18 protein-coding genes are annotated in these 21,997 nt (G+C 64.0%); 8 read left to right on the top strand and 10 right to left on the bottom strand.

All coding sequences use genetic code 11. The features are described 5' to 3' along the window. Positions 1 to 96 precede the first annotated feature (96 nt). Positions 97 to 1,107, bottom strand: a complete 1,011-nt coding sequence (locus ACVOLI_RS00290) for an N-acetylornithine carbamoyltransferase (protein ID WP_481533041.1) — start codon at positions 1,105 to 1,107, stop codon at positions 97 to 99. 302 nt (positions 1,108 to 1,409) lie between these two features. Then, on the bottom strand, positions 1,410 to 1,967 hold the full coding sequence (locus ACVOLI_RS00285) for a hypothetical protein (protein ID WP_481533040.1): 558 nt from the start codon (positions 1,965 to 1,967) through the stop codon (positions 1,410 to 1,412). Positions 1,968 to 2,131: 164 nt separating this feature from the next. Between ACVOLI_RS00285 and cysS the strand changes: the two genes are divergently transcribed. The 3 genes from cysS to ACVOLI_RS00270 all read left to right on the top strand — a co-directional run bounded on the left by cysS (position 2,132) and on the right by ACVOLI_RS00270 (position 5,375). Next, entirely contained in the window at positions 2,132 to 3,499 is a 1,368-nt protein-coding gene (cysS, locus tag ACVOLI_RS00280) for a cysteine--tRNA ligase (protein ID WP_481533039.1), read from the top strand. 206 nt (positions 3,500 to 3,705) lie between these two features. Next, complete coding sequence (locus ACVOLI_RS00275) at positions 3,706 to 4,143, top strand: SufE family protein (protein ID WP_481533038.1); 438 nt, start codon at positions 3,706 to 3,708, stop codon at positions 4,141 to 4,143. Next, positions 4,140 to 5,375, top strand: coding sequence for an MFS transporter (locus ACVOLI_RS00270; RefSeq protein ID WP_481533037.1), 1,236 nt, complete (start codon positions 4,140 to 4,142; stop codon positions 5,373 to 5,375). Before ACVOLI_RS00275 ends, ACVOLI_RS00270 begins: the two co-directional genes overlap by 4 nt. A gap of 65 nt (positions 5,376 to 5,440) precedes the next feature. Here ACVOLI_RS00270 and ACVOLI_RS00265 read toward each other — a convergent pair whose 3' ends face one another. Next, positions 5,441 to 7,753, bottom strand: a complete 2,313-nt coding sequence (locus tag ACVOLI_RS00265) for a beta-glucosidase family protein (RefSeq protein ID WP_481533036.1) — start codon at positions 7,751 to 7,753, stop codon at positions 5,441 to 5,443. 295 nt (positions 7,754 to 8,048) lie between these two features. Here ACVOLI_RS00265 and ACVOLI_RS00260 point away from each other — a divergent pair, with 295 nt between their 5' ends. Further along, a complete protein-coding gene (locus ACVOLI_RS00260; protein ID WP_481533075.1) occupies positions 8,049 to 9,035 on the top strand; it encodes a TetR family transcriptional regulator in 987 nt (328 codons plus the stop codon). Here the strand turns inward: ACVOLI_RS00260 and ACVOLI_RS00255 are convergent. Both ACVOLI_RS00255 and dksA read right to left on the bottom strand, forming a co-directional pair. After that, positions 8,945 to 11,848, bottom strand: coding sequence for an ATP-binding protein (locus ACVOLI_RS00255; protein ID WP_481533035.1), 2,904 nt, complete (start codon positions 11,846 to 11,848; stop codon positions 8,945 to 8,947). The genes ACVOLI_RS00260 and ACVOLI_RS00255 overlap by 91 nt on opposite strands. 407 nt (positions 11,849 to 12,255) lie before the next feature. Next, complete coding sequence (gene dksA / locus ACVOLI_RS00250) at positions 12,256 to 13,398, bottom strand: RNA polymerase-binding protein DksA (protein ID WP_282269831.1); 1,143 nt, start codon at positions 13,396 to 13,398, stop codon at positions 12,256 to 12,258. A 259-nt stretch (positions 13,399 to 13,657) separates the two neighbouring features. On the opposite strand from dksA, the gene yidD reads away from it, so the two are divergent. From yidD to ACVOLI_RS00235, 3 genes are read left to right on the top strand one after another with little or no spacing between them, the layout of a single operon-like run. Further along, on the top strand, positions 13,658 to 13,930 hold the full coding sequence (gene yidD, locus ACVOLI_RS00245; RefSeq protein ID WP_282269833.1) for a membrane protein insertion efficiency factor YidD: 273 nt from the start codon (positions 13,658 to 13,660) through the stop codon (positions 13,928 to 13,930). 1 nt (position 13,931) lies between these two features. Beyond that, on the top strand, positions 13,932 to 15,278 hold the full coding sequence (locus tag ACVOLI_RS00240) for a dihydroorotase (RefSeq protein ID WP_481533034.1): 1,347 nt from the start codon (positions 13,932 to 13,934) through the stop codon (positions 15,276 to 15,278). After that, the gene (locus tag ACVOLI_RS00235; RefSeq protein ID WP_481533033.1) at positions 15,278 to 16,129 is read left to right on the top strand and encodes a M23 family metallopeptidase; all 852 of its coding nucleotides are present in this window, start codon (positions 15,278 to 15,280) and stop codon (positions 16,127 to 16,129) included. Before ACVOLI_RS00240 ends, ACVOLI_RS00235 begins: the two co-directional genes overlap by 1 nt. 346 nt (positions 16,130 to 16,475) lie before the next feature. Here the strand turns inward: ACVOLI_RS00235 and ACVOLI_RS00230 are convergent, their stop codons facing one another. The 5 genes from ACVOLI_RS00230 to efp form a co-directional block, all read right to left on the bottom strand. After that, positions 16,476 to 17,156 carry a phytoene/squalene synthase family protein gene (locus ACVOLI_RS00230; RefSeq protein WP_481533032.1) on the bottom strand — a complete coding sequence of 227 codons (681 nt, stop codon included), beginning with the start codon at positions 17,154 to 17,156 and terminating at the stop codon, positions 16,476 to 16,478. A gap of 19 nt (positions 17,157 to 17,175) precedes the next feature. Beyond that, positions 17,176 to 17,865, bottom strand: coding sequence for a phosphoglycolate phosphatase (locus ACVOLI_RS00225; protein ID WP_481533031.1), 690 nt, complete (start codon positions 17,863 to 17,865; stop codon positions 17,176 to 17,178). Next, positions 17,862 to 18,584: a bifunctional 2-polyprenyl-6-hydroxyphenol methylase/3-demethylubiquinol 3-O-methyltransferase UbiG gene (ubiG, locus tag ACVOLI_RS00220; RefSeq protein WP_282266737.1), complete on the bottom strand. Its 723-nt coding sequence runs from the start codon at positions 18,582 to 18,584 to the stop codon at positions 17,862 to 17,864. The genes ACVOLI_RS00225 and ubiG overlap by 4 nt, the downstream gene beginning before the upstream one ends. Positions 18,585 to 18,627: 43 nt before the next feature. Next, on the bottom strand, positions 18,628 to 19,965 hold the full coding sequence (locus tag ACVOLI_RS00215; RefSeq protein WP_481533030.1) for a TRZ/ATZ family hydrolase: 1,338 nt from the start codon (positions 19,963 to 19,965) through the stop codon (positions 18,628 to 18,630). 307 nt (positions 19,966 to 20,272) lie between these two features. Then, positions 20,273 to 20,839 (bottom strand): elongation factor P, encoded by a 567-nt coding sequence (gene efp, locus ACVOLI_RS00210; protein WP_282266739.1) that lies wholly within the window; start codon positions 20,837 to 20,839, stop codon positions 20,273 to 20,275. A gap of 100 nt (positions 20,840 to 20,939) precedes the next feature. Here efp and epmB point away from each other — a divergent pair, with 100 nt between their 5' ends. Continuing rightward, positions 20,940 to 21,968 (top strand): EF-P beta-lysylation protein EpmB, encoded by a 1,029-nt coding sequence (gene epmB, locus ACVOLI_RS00205; protein WP_481533029.1) that lies wholly within the window; start codon positions 20,940 to 20,942, stop codon positions 21,966 to 21,968. Positions 21,969 to 21,997: the final 29 nt, after the last annotated feature.

Genomic DNA, 21,997 nt, shown 5'->3' with positions numbered 1-21,997 from the left:
GTTGGGGAGGGGGTTGGCGTATATGAGGATGCATCTGGAGTGAGGAGCTTTACCCTCACCCCAACCCCTCTCCCGGAGGGAGAGGGGCTTCGAGCATTACTTGCCGATCACTGCCGCCATGATCGCCTTCTGCACGTGCAGGCGATTCTCGGCTTCGTTGATTGCAATACATTGCGGCGAATCCATCACGCCGTCGGTGGCCTTGACGTTGCGGCGCAGCGGCAGGCAGTGGCTGAACACGCCATTGTTGGTCAGCGCCATCTTGGCTTCATCGACGATGAAGTGCTTGTACTGGTCACGGATCGGCTTTTCCGGCTCCCAGTTGCCGAAGAACGGCAGCGCGCCCCAGCTCTTGGCGTAGACCACGTCGGCGCCAGCATAGGCACTCTGGATGTCGTGGCTGACCTGCAGCGAACCACCGCTTTCGGCCACGTTCTGCTCGGCCCAGCCCATGTAGCGCTCGTCCAGGATGTAGTCCGGGGTCGGGCACAGCAGGGTCACGTCCATGCCCATGCGGGTGGCAATGGTCAGCGCCGAGTTGGCCACGGCGGTGTTCAGCGGCTTGGGGTGATAGGTCCAGGTCAGCACGTACTTCTTGCCACGCAGGTCGCTGGTGCCGAAGTGCTCCTGCAGCGCCAGGATGTGCGCCAGCTCCTGGCACGGATGGGTGATGGTCTCCATGTTGATGACCGGCACCGGCGAGTACTTGGCGAAGCTCTTGAGCACCTGGTCCTCGCGGTCCTTGCTCCAGTCCACGAACTTCGGGAACGCGCGCACGCCGATCAGGTCGACGTAACGGCCCAGCACCTTGGCCACTTCGGCAATGTGCTCTTCGGTATCGCCGTCCATCACCGTGCCGAGGTTGAACTCGATCGGCCATGCGTCCTTGCCCGGCTGCAGCACCACCGCGTGGCCGCCCAGCTGGAACGCGCCCAGCTCGAAGCTGGTGCGGGTGCGCATGGACGGGTTGAAGAACACCAGGGCGATCGACTTGCCCTTCAGGTCATCACCCAGCTTGTTCTGCTTGAACAACGACGCTTGGGTAAGCAGCGCGTCGAGCTCGGCGCGGCTCCAGTCCTGGGTGTTCAAAAAGTGCTTCAGAGACATCGATCCATCCTTTATTGCGGAGATCCACCGTCGCCGGTGGGCGGATGCGCATGCGCGCGGCTCATTGCGTTTGAAACTTTTGCCGAACCAGAAACGAAAAAACCCAGCCTGGGCTGGGTTTTCCGAACAGACAGCACGAAGCTCCGGTCACCCAGCGAATATGTGGGATTCCGGTCGGCGGGCACGCGAGGTCATGCCGGTGGCCATCCGGGCGGTGCTGGTTTCGTGCTGGAAGCTGGTTGCTTTCATCGTCGCGCATACTCGCACGCGGGTCAGGCCGGCGCAAGTGTCGCGGTGCAACATCACGGAACGCTGTTCGCGGCCGGCGGCGCCTGGCCGATATCCGGGGTGATCGACACCCGCAGCTTGAGCCGGTTACCGGGGTCCTCCGGCAGCCGTGAGCGGAATTTGATGCCCTTGTAGACGTAATCCACGTCGTAGGCGATGGGCCGGCGGAATTCACGCCCAACCTCGACGATCTTGCACTCCGGGGTCAGCAGCGCGGGAGAACCGCCTGAACCCTGTGGGGCAAGCGCCATCTCCTCTTCCCGGGCCTGCCCTTCGTGCTGGCTGAAAATGCCACGCACCGAGTCCCAGAAGCGGCGGAAACCGCCTTTGTCTTCCTCACCCTTCACCTGCACAGGCGCCAGCGTGCGGGTCGACACCGGCTCGCAGTGCTCCTCGGTACGACTTGCGCGCAGGGTCTGGAAGACCGGCTCGACATTGAGCACCTGCGCGTAGTCGTAGCGCACGTTTTCCACGATCACCACGCGATTGCGCTGCTCCGGCTCCTGCGCGAACGCGGGCACGGCGGCACCAGCCAACAGGCAGATCGTCGACAGCAATGGAGCAGGTTTCATCAAGATATCGGCAGGAACAGGGCGCGGGTGACGGGTACTAGTGTAGGCAGCACAGCTGCCCCGGGCCTGAACATTACCCATCCGTACGCGTATTGCCCAGCCCGGGGATGCCCGACCCGGCCCGGACCGCTAGAATTGGCGGGTTCGTTTACCCCCGGATTGCCATGACCCTGCGCCTGCACAACAACCTGACGCGGCAGCTGGAGCCGTTTGCTCCGCTCGACCCCGCCGCCCCCACCATGTATGTGTGCGGCCCCACGGTCTACAACTATGTACATATCGGCAATGCGCGCGGCCCGGTGGTGTTCGGGGTGCTGGCCGACCTGCTGCGTCGCCGTTACGGAAAACTGCGCTACGCCCGCAACATCACCGACGTTGACGACAAGATCAATGCCGCGGCCAAGGATCAGGAGGTGCCGATCTCGGCCATCACCGACCGTTTTGCCGCCGCCTACCGCGAGGACATGGCCGCGCTGGGCGTGGTGCCGCCGGAGATCGAGCCGGAGGCCACCGCGCACATGCCGCAGATCATCGCCATGATCGAGCAGCTGATCAGCACCGGCCACGCCTATGCCGCCGAGGGCCATGTGCTGTTCTCGGTCAGCAGCTTCGCCGACTACGGCAAGCTCTCGCGCCGCGACCCGGAGGAAATGCTGGCTGGCGCGCGCGTCGAGGTAGCCCCCTACAAGCGTGACGCCGGCGACTTCGTGCTGTGGAAGCCCTCCAGCGACGACCTGCCGGGCTGGGACTCGCCCTGGGGCCGCGGCCGCCCGGGCTGGCATATCGAGTGCTCGGCGATGGCAGCGGCGCACCTGGGCCCGACCATCGATATCCACGCGGGCGGCGTCGACCTGCAGTTCCCGCACCACGAGAACGAGATTGCGCAAAGCGTCTGCGCCCACGGTGGGCAGACCTTCGCCCGCTTCTGGCTGCACAACGGCATGCTCAACTTCGGCGGCACCAAGATGAGCAAGTCGATCGGCAACATCGAGCGGGTGCACGACCTGGTCCGCCAGCACCCGCCAGAGGCGCTGCGCTATGCGCTGCTGTCGGCGCATTACCGGCAGCCGCTGGAGTGGTCCGATGCGCTGATCGAGCAGTCGGTGCGCACGCTGGACCGTTTGTACGGCACCTTGCGTGACCTGGTTGATGTCAGCGTTGAGGGCGCTATTCCAGCCGGCGTCGAGGCGGCGCTGGACGATGACCTCAACACACCGTTGGCACTGGCCGAAGTGGCCCGTATCGCCAGCGAAGCGCGCAAGGCCGAGTCCAGCGAAGAGAAGTCGCGCCTGAAGCGTGAGCTGCTCGGCGCAGGTCTCGCTCTTGGCCTGCTGCAGCAGGCGCCGGCCGAATGGTTCGGGCGTGGTGCTGAAGCCGGCGACGATGCACGTATCCAGGCCCTGATCGACGAACGCATCGCCGCCAAGCAGGCACGCGATTTCGGCCGTGCCGATGCCATCCGCGACCAGCTGGCTGCGGAGAACATCGTGCTGGAAGACACGCCGCAGGGTGTGCGCTGGAAGCGGGGTTGACGCCTCCTTTCGCCGCACCCTCACCCCAACCCCTCTCCCGGAGGGAGAGGGGCTAAAGCGAAAGCTGCAATCGCACACATGGCGTCGGCTCGCGGCGCACTGAGCCCCTCTCCCACCGGGAGAGGGGTTGGGGTGAGGGCAACAACGCCCCGACCCACTCCAAAGCCCCTCGCCGCCAACGCGACCGGCCAAGCACAGGACCAACGATGATCAACTCCCCCTTCCCGCTCGAACCCAGCCCCGCCGAAGCCCAGGCCGCCATTGCCGAGGAGTTTTCCTTCTTCGGTGACTGGTCCGAGCGCTACCAGTACCTGATCGACCTCGGTCGCAAGCTGCCCGCCTTCCCGGAGGAATGGAAGACCGAAGAACACCGCCTGCTCGGCTGCCAGTCCATGGTCTGGATCGTCCCCGAAGGCGATGCCGACAAGCTGGTGTTCCATGCGATCAGCGACTCGGCCATTGTCTCGGGCCTGATCTACCTGGCGCTGCGCGTGTACTCGGGCCGCTCGGCCACTGAGATCCTCGCCACCGATCCGGACTATGTGTCCGCCATTGGCCTGGCCAAGCACCTGTCGCCGACCCGCAGCAACGGCCTTGCCGCGATGCTGGCCTTCATCCGCGATACCGCCCAAGCCAAGCAGTGAACAACACCGGTTCCATCTCCGAGTTGTTGCGCCAGCCCGGCTACGTCCAGCTGCTGCTGTACCGCATCGCTGGCATGCTGTCCTACCAGATCGTCGCGGTCACGGTCGGCTGGCATATCTATGAAGTCACCCGCAATCCATTCTCGCTGGGCCTGATCGGCCTCGCCGAGGTACTGCCCTACTTCTGCGTGGCACCGTTCGCCGGCTACCTGGTCGATCACCTGCCACGCCGCAAGCTGGGCATGACCGCCTGCCTCGGGCTGATCGCCACCGCCTTGATGCTGGTCGCCGTGGCTACCGGCTGGTTGCCGGTCAAAGGCGTGTGGCCGATCTATCTGGCGGTGGCCTTGACCGGCATGGTCCGCGCCTTCCTGTCGCCGGTCTACAATGCATTGTTCGCGCGGGTGCTCAAGCGTGAGCAGTTTGCGCGTGGTGCCGGTTTCGGCACGGTGGTGTTCCAGATGGGCATGGTCATTGGCCCTGCGCTGGGCGGCGTACTGGTCGCCGTTGGCGGCAAGGGCTTGTCCTATGGCGTGGCGGCGACGATGGCAGTGCTGGCACTGCTTGCACTGGCCTCGCTCAAGGTCAGCGAGCCCGCTCCGCCGCAGACCCGCGCGCCGATCTTCACCAGCATCGCCGAGGGCGCACGCTTCGTGCTGTCCAACCAGATCATGCTTGGCGCGATGGCGCTGGACATGTTCTCGGTGCTGCTGGGCGGCGTGGTGGCGATGCTGCCGGCCTTCATCCAGGACATCCTGCACTACGGCCCGGAAGGCCTGGGCATCCTGCGCGCGGCACCGGCACTGGGCTCGATCGCGGTCGGCCTGTGGCTCGCCCGCCATCCCCTGCGGCGCAATGCTGGCCGTGTACTGCTGTTTGCAGTGGCGGGTTTCGGCCTGTGCGTGATTGCCTTCGGCCTGTCCAGGAGCTTCTGGCTGTCGGCGGCGATCCTTGTGTTCTACGGTGCCTGCGACGGCGTGTCGGTGGTGGTGCGCTCGACCATCATGCAGCTGGTGACACCGGATGAAATGCGCGGCCGGGTGTCGTCGATCAACGGCATCTTCATCAGCTCGTCCAACGAGCTGGGCGCGTTCTACGGCGGCAGCATGGCACGTCTGCTGGGCCTGGTGACAGCCGTGGTGATCGGCGGTTGCGCGGTACTGGGCGTGGCCGCGGTCACCGCTTGGAAAGCGCCGCAGCTGCGCAAGCTGGACAACCTGCAGGATCTCTAGCCCGATCGACGCCGGGGCAAGCAGCACACCTGCCCCGGCGCATCCCTCTCAAGCAGAAGCACGCATCAGGGTGCGTAGTCGCTGGCCTGGGCTTTCTCGAAGGCCTGCTGCGCACGGATATCACGCGATGACGCGCCTACACGCAGATTGTAGGTACCCGCGTCCGCCACCCAGCGGCCGCGGCCTGTGTCGAACGAGGCCAGATCCCTGCCTTCGATCTCGAACTGCAGCACCTGCGACTGACCCGGTTGCAGCACGCCCGTTTTTCCGAATGCGCGCAACTCCTGACTCGGCTTCTCAAGCACGCCCTGCGGCGCGCTGACATAAACCTGTGCGACTTCGCTGCCCGCCACCTTGCCGGTGTTGGTGACTTTCACACTGGCCCGCACCGTTCCGGTGCCACTGACATCCACTTTCAGGTCGGTATAGCCGAACGTGGTGTAAGACAGGCCGAAACCAAATGGATAGGCCACCTCCACCTTGCGCGTATCAAAGTGGCGATAGCCCACCCAGATACCGTCGGTGTACTCCACCTCGGCAGCACGCGCGACGTGACCGAAGATCGAGTTCGCGTTTGGATCCGGGCCCAACAATTCCTTGCCTGGAAAACCTTTGCTGGCCGGATAGTCATCCAGTTCCATCGCAAACGTATCGACAAGTTTGCCCGACGGGTTCACCGCGCCGGACAGCACATCAGCAATGGCATTGCCTGCCTCCTGGCCGGGCTGCCACGCCAACAGGATGGCATCGGCGAAGTGGCTCCAGCTGGCTGTCTCGATCACACCACCGATGTTGAGCACCACCACCAGCTTCTTGCCTTGCGCATGGAATGCCCTGGAAGTGCGTTCCAGCAGTGCGTATTCGACAGCGGTCAGTTTGAAATCACCTTCAGCCTTGCGATCAATGAACTCGCCCGAGCCACGGCCGATGGTCACCACAGCCACATCCTGCTGCCGCGCCAGTGCCTGCAACTCGTCATCACTTACGCCCTTTTCTGCGATACGTGGCTTGCTCAGGTACCACTCGGTCTTCGGAAGCTTCGACACCTCTTCATCGATGTAACGCGTGTAGTCCTGCTCCAGCCCACCTGCATTGCTGAAGCCTGCGTTTTCCAATCCACGGGCAAGCGTGATGGCATATGCCTCGTTGACGTCACCGCTGCCGGTCCCGCCGATGTTCACTTCGTAGCTGCCGTGGCCAAGCAAAGCCAGCCGGGCTTTGCTGGCAAGCGGCAGCGCCGCCGCGTTGTTCTTCAGCAACACCATGCCTTGCGTGGCCGCATTCCGGGAAATCGCTGCGTTGGCCGGTAAATCCGGCTGGTCCGAGCGTGGCAGCTGTTTGAAGGCACGACTGCGCAACACCAACTCCAGCACGCGCTGCACATTGCGATCCAGCACCGCCTCGTCCAGCGCACCGCTGCTCACCGCGGCCAGGATCGCGGCACGCTGCTTGCCCGTACCTGGCATCAGCATCTCGTTGCCGGCCTGCATCTGCGCGACCGCATTCGAGCCACCGAACCAATCGGTCATCACCACCCCCTGGTAACCCCATTGGGCGCGCAACACATCCGTCAGCAGCCATTTGCTCTCCGAGGTGTAGCTGCCATTGAGCTTGTTGTAGCTGGTCATCACCGTCCATGGCTGGCCTTTGCGTATTGAGATCTCGAAACCCTTCAGGTAGATCTCACGCAACGACCGCTCATCTACTTTTGCATTGATGGTGTTGCGGTTCCATTCGTGGTTGTTGACGGCGAAGTGCTTGAGGGATGCGCCGACACCGCGAACCTGCAACCCACTCACCAGCGCTGCCGCCATTTCGCCGCTGACCACCGGATCTTCGGAGTAGTACTCGAAATTTCGCCCGCCCAACGGATAGCGATGGATGTTCTGCGCCGGTGTCAGCATCACGTCGATGCCATAGGCAGCAGCCTCATCGCCGATGGCGGCACCTACCTTGCGCACCAGAGCAAGGTCCCAGGAACTGGCCAGGGCGCTGCCAATCGGGAATGCGGTGGCATGGAAGGTTCTGCCCGGGGCATCCTTTCGGGCAGGTTCGATACGCACCCCCGCCGGACCATCAGCCAACACCAGCGAAGGAATGCCAAGCCGTGGTACCGCCACGGTTGCGCCCGCAGCACCGGGCACCTTGTCCTCCATCGCACCCACTACCGGGGCCTGCATGTCCTCGGACAGACCAGGAATATTCATGCCCTGCCCAGTCGCCAGCTCGACCTTCTCCTGCAGGGTCAATGCCGCTATCACCTGCGCCATTGGTGCTTTGCCCAATTGCGGGAGCTCCGTGGCCTGCGCCGCGTTCATCACCAAGGCCGTTATCACGGTGCTGATCAACAGCGGCGTGAATCCAGGATTTTTCTGCATTGTTGCCATTCCACGTGCTCCGGTTCTCACCTGGCTCTTTGCGCCAGGTGCTGCGTTTTGGAAGTGAAGCGCCCACAAACAGGCAGCGCACAATCATTCAGGTGAAACTGCAGGCAACACTCCACCGCCAACGCCGTCTTGGCGCTGCCTGCCCTGTTGCGGTACGAAAGTCCTACCAGCGAAGCTGCCGAGGACGAGGCAGTAAACCTAGCTGCAAGTACGCTTGTCAAAAACTGTGATAGGGGTACAGTTTCCTGGCAGATGACGCGAGCGGACGGCATCACTACACCGGGCGCTGTTCCGCAATCGGGCCGAACGTTGCCACGCGCCATACCGACCTTGCCCATCACCTGCACGCCGATGCTCGCCCAAGGGCGACAAGCGGCATCAACAGATTCTCTATGCCGCAACGCGCGTGTTCGCCCGCGATGGCTACAGCAACGCATCCATTGCCGAGGTCGCAAGCAATGTCGGCCTCACCCTGCCCGGCCTGTTGCATTGCTTTCCCCGCAAGACCGACATGCTGTTGGCGGTTCTGGAGGTCCGCGATCAACGCAGTCCGCGCCTGCCGGACTATCCGCAGGACTACACGCTTGAGGACGCTGCCACAGGACCGCCGCTTCCTTGGTCGCAGGTGGTGGATCAATTGCGTCTGGTCAATCGCGCCAATGCCGAGATACCCGGCGTGATCCGCGCATTCTCGCTGCTCAGCGCCGAGAGCCTTGGCGAGGATCATCCTGCACAGGGTTGGTTCCACCAGCGCTCAGGACTGATGCTCCAACACATCGCGCACAGCCTGCGCCACGGTCAGGAATCCGGAGAGATAAAACCCACCATCGATCCGGACCAGATCGCAGCCGAACTCATCGCGATGATGGATGGTTTGCAATTGCCATGGCTGCGCCCCCCGACAAGGTCCAGCTCGTCAGGTACTTCGAGGACTACCTTCACCGACTGGGGCAAGCATTGGCATCGCGTTGATGCGACAGCTGCGAATCCCAAACGGGCAATACCCAACACGCACGCCATGACACGGCAGGAGTTATCGCGCCAAGAGCAATCCGATGTCACGAATTGCTGGTTGCATCTCCAATCCGGCAAGAAAAAGCGCGCTGGTTGCAAGGAAAATCGACGAGAACGACTGCACACGCCCCCATCCAGCCGGGAAAGCATGAATACCGACGAGGCTGCTCATGAGGAGGGTGAGCGCTGCCTGAGCACGGCATGGGAACGGGCATCCAGTGCATCGATACCTGCAGCGAGCGAACTGAAGTCACCTTGACCAAGAAGCCGCTCAAGATCACCGCAGGCATCAGCAACCTCTGTCGCATGAATCATCGCAAATGCGCCACGGATCGAGTGCAGCTCCGCGCCAATCCGCGCCCGGCCGGTGTTGGTCATCGCCGCAGCCGCGGTGAAAGCCGCCAACTCGTCATGCAAGCTGTGCAGCGAATCGTCCAGCGAATCGAGCAGCGCCTGATGCACTTCCACAGGCAGGGGACCTTTCATCAAGCCGCCCTCCTTCCTAGCTTCAAGTGACGACTGCCTGCCATGCAGGTGCCGCCGAATCATCTTGTCCAGCGCGTCCAGCAGAATAGGCTTGGTAGCGACCTCATCGATGCCGATGTCCTTGCAGCGCTGGCGATCGCGTTCGGAGGCATGCGCGGTGATCGCAATTATCGGGATGCCAGTACCCTGTTCCCGCAATTTGCGCGCCAATGTATAGCCGTCCATGCCCGGCATGTTGAGGTCCGTCATCACCAGGTCGTACTCCCGTTCAGCGAGCAGGATGAGTGCCTCATGACCATCCCCTGCCTGATCCGACACATGGCCCAATGTCTGCAACTGAAGGCGTATCAGCTGCCGGTTGGCCGGATGGTCATCAACCACCAACATCCGCAAGCCCGATGATGCAACGGCCTCGGATGGCTTGGCCGCGGCAGCGGCTTCGAGCTGCACGGGAGCGTCCTCACTCGCCGGCAGAGGCAGGGTAACCAGGAACGTGCTACCGGCACCGGCCTCGCTGTGCACGCTGATCGTCCCGTTCATCAGGTCGGCCAGACGACGGCACAGCGCCAAGCCCAGGCCGCTACCACCATAACGACGGGTGATGGTTGAGTCTGCCTGGCTGAAGGTCTGGAACAGCGACTTCTGCTGTTCAGGAGTCATGCCTATGCCGGTATCACTGACGCCGATAACAATATCCGAATCCCGTCGATGCTCGTCCCGCAGATAGATCTCCAGCAACACGTCACCTTGTTCCGTGAACTTGATGGCATTGCCGAGCAGGTTATAGATGATCTGCCGAATGCGGATGGGGTCGCCGATATACGCCGCCGCAAGTGAATCATCCATGCTCAGGTCCAGCTGCAGCCCTTTTGCGTGTGCAGATGGCAGAAAGAACTCAACTGCCTGTTGTGCCAGCGCTTTCATATCGAAGCTGATCGCCTCGATGCTCATCTGGCCGGATTCGACTTTCGAGAAGTCCAGAATGTCGTTGATGACGCCCAGCAAGGTCGAAGACGATGACGCCACGATTCGCAGCTGCTGCAGCTGATCTTCCGAAAGCGGCGTGCGCTCCAGCAACTCGAGGTTCCCAAGAATGGTATTGAGCGGCGTCCGTATCTCATGGCTCATCGTTGCCAGAAATGCGGACTTCGCATGGCTGGCATCCTCGGCCAACTGGCGGGCTTGCTCCAGCTCGTGCTGGGTTTTCTTGCGCAGGGTGATGTCCTTGAAGTTGCACAGAAGGACATCCAGACCCAGGTACTTGGTACGCACGCTGCTGACCAATAGATCGCAGCTGGACCCATCTTCCAAGGCAAGCTCGAACTCCCGCTCACTATGACCGCCACCCGTGACACTGTTGAACAGCGCAAGAAAGCGCTTATGCAAGGGCGGATCGCCTCGCCGCGCGGCTTCCGCATAGTCAAGCATCGTGGCGTTCTGCAACAAAACCTGACCACTGGAGACGGAAAGCAAAGCCAAGCCAAAGGGCGCGGTGGTCACAATCGTTCGATTGAGATCCTCACTCTCGATTATGCGCTGTGAGCGCGCGAAGCCTGGCTTGAACACCTTCCGGTCAATGAGCAGCAGCACCGTCCATACAAAACCAATCATCAACAGCATTGCACCGATGTAGCTGACCAGGCGAGGCCACAATGCCGCCATGACCGTGCGCCATGAGAAGGCATGCAACAACCTCCAGCCCGAACTGGATATTTCGTCACTGACGATGAAGTAGCCGTCGCGATAGCTCAGCCTCTGCAACGCCTCGTGCGGAACGCCACTCGAAATACGCAGCACGTCAGCCGTGGTGCCCTCCTTTGCCGAGCCGAGCAGAAGCTCCCCTGTTGGGCCGACAATGAGCGATGCCTCGTTCGGATCCTCGCCAGCCACCAACGGTGCCAGCATCTGGGTCGGATAGGACGCCACGAACACGGCAAAAAGCTTGCCTTCCGACGCCGCGCCCTGCACGAGCCGTATCGAGGAGATGCCGGTCAGTGGATCCGGCTCAGGTGGCAACCACAGGGGGACCTTGGTATCGAGCAGGCGAGCTTGGGCCGCCGGCGTGCCCAGATCCCCGAGGTCCGGCACGATGCGCTCAAGCAGACTGGCAGCGCTCGCCTCCTTCATCTGCTGCGCTACCGCACCGTCAGGTAGCGGCCCCAGGACGACGAAGCGCCGATCGGGGCTGAAGAGGTAGCCCGCTGCTGCCAGCTCCTGGGAATACGCACCCGACTGGTAACTCACATCGTCCGCCATCCGCAGGTAGGCACCGAAACGCTCAGCCGGGTAATCCAGGCTGATGTCGCCGATGACAAGTGCAGGCGGGAGGCTGCTGTTCCGTTGCAGGACCATCCGTCCGTTGGCATCGGCGAAGCGCTTCATCAGCGAGGGATCCGGCTCCTGCCGCATCGACCACACGTATTCCTCCTGCCGCACACCGATACGGAGTGACGCTTCACGTACCGCAAACATCGCCCGCAGGGTTGTCCTGCGCAGCACATATTCGGTATGGCGACCGGCGACATAGTCCTTTACCTGCGATTGCACCATCACCACGGTGACGGCAATCAGTACCAATGACGTCACCAGCCCGCCAACGTACAGCAGCAACCGCTGATGTCGGCTCAGGAGGCTGAGCGGGCTGCCGCCCGAAGACGTCCCGCTCTCTGTGCCGGGAGCGTGCGAAGGCCCAACTGAGTGCGCTGCCATCTATCCATGCCTTGGCCAGGAGTTGCTCCATCATAGTTTCCCACAGCGATATTCTGACGATCCGCAGCGGGCAAGCAGGCGGGACGCGCCAGTCAAATACCTCTTGAACTGGATGCCCGCGGGGGGCCAGCCCGGTCCTGCGCCCTCGTAGCCGACGCGCTACCGCGCCGGGAGCAGCTACTCGCCACGCCCGATTCGAGCTCCAGCAACCAGACAGGCTGACGCAGCGGCCAACAAAAACCCCGCCGAAGCGGGGTTCCTGTGGTCAACAGCTGCGGCAGGCCTCAGTCGCCCTGCTGCTTCTGCAGGTGCTCCCAACGCTCCTGCGCATCAATCGTGCGCTCGGCGGTGAGACGGGCTTCCAGGCGATCCAGACCGATGTCCTCGCCGGTATCCACGCAGAAACCATAGTCGCCGGCTTCCAGACGCTTCAGCGTGCTGTCGATCTTGCCGATCAGCTTGCGGTAACGGTCGCGGGTACGCAGTTCCAGCGAATTTTCCGTCTCACGGGTTGCACGCTCGGCTTCATCGCCGATGTCACGCACTTCCTCGCGCAGGTTCTCGATGGTCTGCTTCGATTCCTCGACCAGGTCCGCACGCCAGTTGAGCAGGCGCTGGCGGAAGTACTCCTGCTGCAGCGTGCTCATGTACTCCTCATCTGCAGACGGCTTGTAGCCAGCCGGCAGGATCGGACGGCCAGTGGCCTCGTCGACGTTGTATTCGACAACCTTGTACTTGCTGCGCGGTGCCGGGGCGGTCGAACGCGCGGTTACAGCGACTGCAACCTTGCCCACGGGACGGACGGCAACAGGAGCGGTGGATTTGACGGGAGTTTTGACGTTGGATTTCGAAACAGGCACGGGATTCTTGGATTGCGGGGCCTTGGCCGCTGGAGCCGGCTTGGCAGCAACCGGCGCAGGTGCCGGAGCTGGGGCCGTCTTGGCGACTTCGACCGGGACAGACTTGGCCGCCGCCGGCTTTGCAGCAGGCTTCGGTACGGACTTGACCACGGGTTTGACAGCAGTCTTGAGCGGTTTGGCAGCCACTGGTTCGGCCACCTTCTTGACTACGGGTTTGGCAACGGGCTTGGTGGCCTTGGCAACCGGCGCAGCTGCTTTCTTGGCAACTGGCGCGGCAACCGGCTTGGTCACCTTCTTGACCGCCGCCTTCTTGGCAGGGGCCGCCTTTTTAGCGACTGCCGTCTTAACCGCAGCCTTCTTGGCGACGGGTTTGCTGGCAGGTGCTGCTGGCTTGACCGGCGTTTTCTTTGCAACCGCCTTGGTGGCGGGCGCTTTCTTCGCGGCCGGCTTGGCAGCCTTGGCCACCGGCTTGCTTGCAACCGGCTTGGACACCGCCTTCTTGACTACAGGTTTGGCGGTTTTCTTGGCGACCTTGACGGCCTTTTTTGCAGGTTTTTTAGCAGCCACGAAACGCTCTTCCTTGTTTCCCCCGGGGCCCGGGAAAGCGGGCCTTTATAGCCTACCCGACCAGCAGCAGCAACCGCGCCGGGCACCGTATGTGAACGGATGCCCGACCCGTGCAGTCCAGGTCCGGTGGCGTCACCGGACCGTTTCGCGCAGTTCGGAACGTAACCAGGCGCGCCATCGCCCCTGGCTGGCAGCGGAAAGCACGTCGTCTTTACCGGCGCCATCCCGCATCCTGCGACAAATCCTGCTCGCTTGCCAAGTGGCTTATCATTCAACCGTGATCGGCCGACTCCTCATTGCCGTACTGCGCTCCTACAAGCGCTTCATCAGCCCCCTGCTCGGGCCGCGCTGCCGTTTCTATCCCAGCTGCTCGGAATACTCCATGGACGCGATCCGTATACACGGTCCGCTACGGGGGTGTTGGCTTACCCTGCGCCGGCTGGGGCGTTGCCATCCGTTCCACCCGGGCGGACTGGATCCGGTCCCGGAGCGCGCCGATTCCCCCTCTTGCCGCTGCACAGGAAAACACTGACATGTCCTCCACGCTTATCCGCAATGCCCGCATGGTCAACGAAGGCCGTACCTTCGACGGCGACCTGCGCATCGAGAACGACCGTATCGCGCAGATCGGCAGCGGCCTGACCCCGCGCGACGGCGAGCAGGTGGTGGACGCGGCCGGCCGTTGGCTGCTGCCGGGCATGATCGACGACCAGGTGCACTTCCGCGAACCCGGCCTGACCCACAAGGGCGACATCGCCAGCGAGTCGGCTGCCGCGGTGGCCGGCGGCCTGACCAGCTTCATGGACATGCCCAACACCAACCCGCCGACCCTGGACTCGACCATCCTCGAAGCCAAGTACGAGCTGGCCAAGGGCCGTGCCTGGGCCAATTACGGCTTCTACCACGGCGCCAGCAACGACAACCTGGAAGCAATCCGCGTGCTCGACCCGAAGAAGGCGCCGGGCGTGAAGGTGTTCATGGGGGCCTCCACCGGCAACATGCTGGTCGACAACCCGGAAACCCTGGACGCGATCTTCCGCGAATGCCCGACCCCGATCATCACGCACTGCGAAGACACGCCGATGATCGACGCCAACATGAAGGCGTTCCAGGAGAAATACGGCGACGCCTTGACCCCGGACATGCACCCGGACATCCGCTCGCGCGAGGCCTGCATAAAGTCCACCCGGCTGGCGATGTCGCTGGCACGCAAGCACGGCACCCGCCTGCACGTGCTGCATATCTCCACCGCAGATGAATTGGCGCTGTTCGAGAAGGGGCCGCTGATCCGGGCCGACGGCAGCCGCAAGCAGATCACCGCCGAGACCTGCGTGCACTTCCTGCATTTCGCGCGCCCGGACTATGCCACCAAGGGCAACCTGATCAAGTGCAACCCGGCGATCAAGGAAGTGTCCGACCGCGAGGCCATCACTGCCGCCCTGGCCGATGACGTGCTCGACGTACTGGCCACCGACCATGCCCCGCACACCTGGGAAGAGAAGCAGAAGCCGTACGCTCAGGCGCCGTCCGGCCTGCCGCTGGTCCAGTACGCGCTGGTTGCCGCGCTGGAGCGCGTGCACGAAGGCAAGCTGAGCCGCGAACAGGTGGTGCAGAAGTTCGCCCACGCCCCGGCACAGCTGTTCGACGTCGAAGAACGCGGCTTCCTGCGCGAGGGTTACTTCGCCGACCTGGTGCTGGTCGAGGACGTGCCGTTCACGGTCAAGCGTGAGGACGTGCTGTCCAAGTGCGGCTGGTCGCCGTTCGAAGGCACCACCTTCCGCTCGCGCATCGCTTCCACCTGGGTCAATGGCCGGCAGGTATGGGACGGCAGCAAGCTGGTGGGCGCACCGGCCGGCCAGCGCATGACCTACGACCGTTGATGCGTTCGGTCCTGATGATGGGTGCGCTGCTGCTTGCAGCGCCCCTGCTCACCGCCCTGCCCGCGCAGGCCCAGGATGGCATCGGCAACCTGCTCGACAACCGGGTCGTGTTCCCTGCCAGTGCCTCACAGGGCGCAATGGTGATCGGCAAGGTCCCGGCCGGCAGCACGGTCCGCTACGCGGGTCGCGAGCTGCGGGTCAGTGGCTACGGCAGCGTGGTGTTCGGTATCGGCCGCGATGAGAAAGGTCCGCTGCAGGTACAGGTGCAGCGCCCGGATGGCGGCAACGAAACCATTTCAATTGCAGTAACTGCGCGCGACTGGCCGGTGGAACGGGTCAACGGCGTACCGCCAAAGACGGTGAATCCGCCGCCGGCAATCGCCGAACGCATTGCCCGTGAGCAGGCGCAGGTGACCGAATCGCGCAAGCGCGACGACAACCGCACCGACTTCACCCAGACCTTCATCTGGCCGGTGCAGGGCCGCATCAGCGGCCGCTTCGGCAATGCCCGCGTCTACAACGGACAGCCGGGCAGCGGCCATTCGGGCATGGATATCGCCGTGCCCACCGGTACGCCGGTGAAGGCGCCGGCAGCCGGCGTGGTGACATTTGTGGGCCCGGACCTGTACCTGACTGGCGGCACCTTGGTGCTGGACCACGGCTTCGGCATCAGCTCCAACTTCCTGCACTTGTCGCGGATCGACGTGAAGGTCGGCGACAGGATCGAACAAGGGCAGAGCATCGCCGCAGTTGGCGCAACCGGCCGCGCAACCGGCCCGCACCTGCACTGGGGCATGAACTGGTTCGACACCCGCATCGACCCGCTGCTGGTGCTGGAACGCGGCAAATAGGGCAAAGCGCCTGTAGCGCCGAGCCATGCTCGGCAGATGCTTCACCTGTAGTGCCGAGCCATGCTCGGCAGATGCTCCAACTGTAGTGCCGAGCCATGCTCGGCAGAGGCTTCACCTGTAGTGCCGAGCCATGCTCGGCAAAGGCCTTCCCGGCAGAGCCTCAGCCGAGCATGGCTCGGCTCTACAGGTGAAGCCTCAGCCGAGCATGGCTCGGCTCTACCCGTGGGAGCAACGCAAGCCGCGAAGCAAATAGATCAACAGCGCAGAGCCCCCTCATCCGCCCTTCGGGCACCTTCTCCCGTAAACGGGAGAAGGGAGCGACTCCTGCAGACTCCGCCCTATCGCCTCAGCCCCGCGCAGCCCACCAGCTGCGCCACAGCAGGCCCGCCGGGCTCGGCTGGTACTCACCGCCACGAATGCGCGCCTGCTGGCGACCACGCGCCAGCACGGCATAGACGCGACGTGGACGTGGGCCGGCAACGCGCGACGGCCAAGCCGCCTGCAGGGCCTTGTCCCATTCCATTTCATTGCTGAAGGCCTGCGGCACCGAAGCCGCCTGTTCCTGCACGCGCAGCGCCAGCATCTGCGTGGTCAACGCCTCGGCAGCAGACGGTGACGGCTTGCTACCAAACATCGCCGCCTCCACCGCCGCCGCCGCCGCGGCGTACTGCGCCAACCCCTTGCGCGCCTGCGCGGCATCGGCCACAGGATCACGCGCGTCGATCAAGCTCGGCAAGGCATCGGCCAACTGTGCCCACGGTGCACGCACCGGCTCCAGCACGCGGCCCAGCGGATGCCGCGAGCGCTGCAGCTCCCAGCTGCGCAGCTCCTCGCCCCACCACGCCAGCTTGGCGTCCTGTGGCGTGGTGTCGCCACTGGCGTTCAAGATGTCATCAAATTCCTGCAACAGCGCGAACCAGGCCACGCTGCGCTCACGATCGGCCTCGTCGACAAAGCGCTCCACGAAAGCCCATTCCGGCCAACGCTCACGCCACTTGTCCAGGAAGCTATCCAGCGCACTGCTCACATCAAACCTCGTTGTTGAATCAGGCCGAAGCCGGTTGGGTAGCTGGCCATGCGGCTGGCTGCCAAAGTTCCTGCGGTAGTTCACAAATACTGTCGGCCTGCCACGTCGACGGGTCATCGCCTTCGGGACGGTAACCCCACAACACGGCCACCGACGGCATGCCCGCAGCGCGCGCGGCGATGATGTCGCGCTCGTCGTCGCCGACATAGACGCAGGCACTGGCGGCGGTATTGATCCGCTGCGCAGCCACCTCCAGCGGCAACGGGTGCGGCTTGCGCTCGGCCAGGGTGTCGCCACCGATCAGCACCGCGCAGCGCTGCTCCCAGCCGAGCTGCGGCAGGATCAGGCGGGCCAGGTACTCCGGCTTGTTGGTCACGATGCCCCAGGTGGTGCCTGCCTTTTCCAGCGCCCGCAGCATGGTCTCAACGCCATCGAAGAGCGTCGCGTACTGGCCGATCAGCGCCTCGTAGATTTCGAGGAACTCCGGCACCAGCGCATGCCGTTCGGCATCGGCCATGTGCGGGAAGGCAACCGTCAGCATCGCCCGCGCGCCCTTGGACACCGCCGGGCGCAGCTGCTCCAGCGTCACCTTGCCCATGCCGCGAGCCTGCAGCATGCGGTTGGCGGTAACGACGAAGTCCGGCGCGCTGTCCAGCAAGGTGCCGTCCAGGTCGAACAGCACCGCTGCCGGGAACCTGCCCGCACTCATGCCTGTTCCGGCTTGACCGCGTAGGCCAGGTAGTTGATGTCGGTGCGGCTGCTCAGGCGGGCACGGTTGCGCCACGGCTCGTAGGCCATGCCACTGACGTCCTGCAGCGAGAAATCAGCAGCGCGCAGCCATGCGCCCAGCTCGGCTGGCTTGATGAATTCCTGGTAGTGGTGCGTGCCCTTGGGCAGCAGCCGGGCGATGTACTCGGCACCGACGATGGCGACCGCAAACGCCGCCGGGGTGCGGTTGATGGTGGACAGGAACAGCTTGCCACCCGGACGCAGCAGGCGATGGCAGGCAGCGATGATCGCGCCCGGGTCCGGTACGTGCTCCAGCATCTCCATGCAGGTCACCACGTCGTAGCTGCCCGGCTGTTCTGCGGCCAGGTCCTCGGCTGCCTGCACCCGGTAATCAACGCTGACGCCGGATTCCAGACCGTGCAAGCGCGCGACCTTCACCAGCTCCGGGGCCAGATCGATGGCGGTCACCTGCGCACCTTCCTTTGCCAGCGCTTCGCTGAGCAGGCCGCCGCCACAGCCGATATCCAGCACCTTGGCGCCGCGCAGGGGCGCGCGATCAGCCACATACTTCAGGCGCACCGGATTCAGTGCGTGCAGCGGCTTCTGCGGGCCGTCGGCGTCCCACCAGCGGGTGGCCAGTGCGGCGAACTTGTCCAGTTCGGCCTGATCGAAATTGGTGGAGGTGGAAGCTGCACTCATAACGGTTTCCTCGTGCGGCCGCGTGGGGCGGCCGGTTGCGCGGTCAGGCGCGGATGGTACGGATGCGGTCGCGCCACTGGCGCGCATTGGCGGTGATCGCGGCGATATCCATGTCGACCAGCTGGCGCTGGACCAGCTTGGGCTTGCCGGCGATCCACACGTCGCTGACCTGGTGACGGCCAGCGGCATACACCAGCTGTGACAGCACATGATGCAGCGGCTGGGTCTCCAGCGCGGACAGGTCCACGCAGGCCAGATCGGCCTGCTTGCCGACTTCGATCGAGCCGATGCGGTCGCCGAAACCCAGCGCGCGGGCGCCGCCCAGCGTCGACGCACGCAACGTGGTGGCCGCGTCCAGGGCAGTGGCGTCATTGGCCACGGCCTTGGCGAGGATGGCCGCGGTGCGGTTCTCGCTGAACATGTCCAGGTCGTTGTTGCTGGCGCAGCCGTCGGTGCCGATCGCCAGATTGACGCCGGCCCTGACCAGCGCACAGGCCGGGCAGAAGCCCGACGCCAGCTTCAGGTTGGATTCCGGGCAATGCACCACGCTGACCCCACGCTCGCCGCACAGGTGGATCTCGGCCTCAGTCAGCTGGGTCATGTGCACCGCGATCAGGCGCTCGTTGACCAGGCCAAGGCGATCCAGCCGCGCCAATGGGCGCTGCCCGTGCAGGGCAATGGAATCGGTGATTTCCTGTGCGGTCTCATGCGTGTGCAGGTGAACGCGGCTGTCGAGCTGGTCGGACAGCATCCGCACCCGCTCGAAATTGGCATCGCTCACCGTGTACGGCGCATGCGGCGCGAAGGCGGTGCCGATCAGCGCATCGTCGCGCCAGGTATCGTGCAGTTCGGTGGCGCGGGCGAAGTACTCATCGTCGGTCCTGGCCCAGGCGCTGGGGAAATCGATGATCACCGAGCCCACCAGCGCACGGAAGCCATGCTTCTTGTAGACAGCAGCCTGCACGTCGGCGAAGAAGTAGTTTTCGTTCGCACAGGTGGTGCCACCGCGCAGCATCTCGGCAATGGCCAGGGTGGTGCCGTCGGCAACGAATTCCGGCCCGATCACCGCCGCTTCCACCGGCCAGATGTGCTCGCGCAGCCAGGTCATCAGCGGCAGGTCGTCGGCAACGCCGCGCAGCAGCGTCATCGGGTTATGGGTGTGGGCATTGACCAGGCCCGGGATCAGCGCCGCTTCCGGGCGCGATACGACCTGCCTGGCGCTGAAACGCGCGCGGGCCTCGGTACGCGGCAGCACCGCGACGATGACACCGTTGCTGACCGCCACCGCGTGGTCCTCAAGCACCACTGCATGCGGCTCTACCGGCACCACGTAACCGGCTTCGATCAACAGATCGCATTGCTGGGGTTGGATATCACTCATGCCGGCTCACCTCTGGATCTGTTGCTGTATTCATCCAGCCAAGGCTGGATGCGAAAAAGGCTTCGAGCTTCCCTAAGGTCGCCCGAAGCCCAATGTTACCTGCGTCGCTATGCCGGCCTTGGCGGGGATCGCGCAAAGGCAAATGCCGAAGCCAGAGCGCCCCCCGCCTGCGCGGGGATGACCAGCCGATGCAAATGCCGGAGCCAGCGCAAGTGCTGGAGCCAAAGCCAAGGCAAGAGCGATCCCCGCCTGCGCGGGGATGACGTAATGGCAAAAGCGTTTGCGCTTGCGCAAACGCGCCATTACGTCACTTGACGCGGGCTGAGTATTCGCCCGAACGCGTATCAACGCGGATGATTTCATCCTGGTTGACGAACAGCGGCACGCGCACCACGGCGCCCGACTCCAGGGTGGCCGGCTTGCCGCCGCCGCCCGAGGTGTCACCACGCACGCCCGGATCGGTCTCGACGATCTTCAGCTCGACGAAGTTCGGCGGGGTCACGTCGATCGGGGTGCCGTTCCACAGGGTCACCACGCAGGACTCTTCGCCCTTGAGCCACTTCTCGGCGCCGTTCATGCCGGCCTTGTCAGCCTGCACCTGCTCGAAGGATTCCGGGTCCATGAAGTGCCAGTACTCGCCATCGCTGTACATGAAGTTCATGTCGGTATCGACCACGTCCGCTGCATCCAGCGAATCGGTCGACTTCATGGTCACTTCCTGGGTACGGCCGTCCTTGATCAGGCGGTACTTCACGCGGGTGAAGGCCTGGCCCTTGCCCGGCTTGACGTATTCGGTGTCGATGATGACAGCCGGCTGGTTGTTGACCAGGATTTTCATCCCGTTCTTTACGTCGTTCATGCCGTAACTGGCCATGCTGAAACTCCTGAATTGGCAAAACCGCCGCGTGTTGCGGACGGCCGGATTAGAATGGAACGCCCGCCGTCTGGTGGGCCATCTGTTTTTCTGACCGCCAATGATAACCGCAGCCCCCGCCCTCACTCCAGAAAAAGCCATCCTGACCCTGCCCGACGACCGCTGGCAGGCGCACTGGCGCCAGGCCATCCGCGATCCGGCGGAGCTGCTGGCCATGCTGGGACTGGATGCCGAAGCGGTCGGGGTTTCGGCCGAGGCACTGGCGCAGTTCGCGCTGCGGGTGCCGCGCGGCTTTGTCGCCCGCATGCGCCATGGGGACCCCACCGACCCCCTGCTGCGACAGGTATTGCCGATCACCGACGAGATGCGGATCGTGCCCGGGTTCAGCTTCGACGCCGTCGGCGACGGTGCGGCCAAGAAAGCCACCGGCGTGATCCAGAAGTACCGCGGCCGCGCCCTGCTGGTGACCACCGGCAGTTGCGCGATCAACTGCCGTTACTGCTTCCGCCGCCACTTCGACTATGCCGGCGAGAACGCCGCCAAGGGCGGCTGGCGTGAGGCGGTGGCGGCGATCGCGGCCGACCCGGGCATCGACGAGGTCATCCTCTCCGGTGGCGACCCGCTGTCGCTGAACACCTCCAAGCTGGCCGAGCTGACCGATGCCCTGGCCGCCATCCCGCACATCAAACGCCTGCGCATCCACAGCCGCCTGCCGGTGGTCCTGCCCGAGCGCGTGGACGACGGCCTGGTGCAATGGTTGGCCAGCCTGCCCTGGCCGGTGGCCTTCGTGCTGCATGCCAACCATGCCAATGAATTCGACGCCCAGGTGGATGCCGCCCTGGCCCGCATCCGTCGCACCGGCGCACAACTGCTCAACCAGGCGGTATTGCTACGCGGCGTCAACGACGAGCTGGACGCACTGGCGGCATTGAGCGAGCGCAGCTTTGCTGCCGGCGTGATGCCTTACTACCTGTACCAGCTGGACAAGGTACAAGGCGCGGCCCACTTTGAAGTCAGTGACGAGCAGGCGCTGGCCCTGCATGCCGCGCTGATGGCCCGGCTGTCCGGTTATCTGGTGCCCAAGCTGGTGCGCGAGATCGCCGGCGACACCAGCAAGCGGCCGCTCTGAGACAGAGCGGCCTGGTTTCCGCGGGCCAA

Source organism: Stenotrophomonas sp. STEN029, assembly GCF_056760015.1.
This window is presented reverse-complemented; position numbering and strand designations above follow the sequence as displayed.

Coding starts and splice junctions, on each gene's coding strand:
- ACVOLI_RS00290 (WP_481533041.1), bottom strand. CDS start 1,107: ATGTCTCTGAAGCACTTTTTGAACACCCAGGACTGGAGCCGCGCCGAG.
- ACVOLI_RS00285 (WP_481533040.1), bottom strand. CDS start 1,967: ATGAAACCTGCTCCATTGCTGTCGACGATCTGCCTGTTGGCTGGTGCC.
- cysS (WP_481533039.1), top strand. CDS start 2,132: ATGACCCTGCGCCTGCACAACAACCTGACGCGGCAGCTGGAGCCGTTT.
- ACVOLI_RS00275 (WP_481533038.1), top strand. CDS start 3,706: ATGATCAACTCCCCCTTCCCGCTCGAACCCAGCCCCGCCGAAGCCCAG.
- ACVOLI_RS00265 (WP_481533036.1), bottom strand. CDS start 7,753: ATGCAGAAAAATCCTGGATTCACGCCGCTGTTGATCAGCACCGTGATA.
- ACVOLI_RS00240 (WP_481533034.1), top strand. CDS start 13,932: ATGTCCTCCACGCTTATCCGCAATGCCCGCATGGTCAACGAAGGCCGT.
- ACVOLI_RS00235 (WP_481533033.1), top strand. CDS start 15,278: ATGCGTTCGGTCCTGATGATGGGTGCGCTGCTGCTTGCAGCGCCCCTG.
- ACVOLI_RS00225 (WP_481533031.1), bottom strand. CDS start 17,865: ATGAGTGCGGGCAGGTTCCCGGCAGCGGTGCTGTTCGACCTGGACGGC.
- ubiG (WP_282266737.1), bottom strand. CDS start 18,584: ATGAGTGCAGCTTCCACCTCCACCAATTTCGATCAGGCCGAACTGGAC.
- ACVOLI_RS00215 (WP_481533030.1), bottom strand. CDS start 19,965: ATGAGTGATATCCAACCCCAGCAATGCGATCTGTTGATCGAAGCCGGT.
- efp (WP_282266739.1), bottom strand. CDS start 20,839: ATGGCCAGTTACGGCATGAACGACGTAAAGAACGGGATGAAAATCCTG.
- epmB (WP_481533029.1), top strand. CDS start 20,940: ATGATAACCGCAGCCCCCGCCCTCACTCCAGAAAAAGCCATCCTGACC.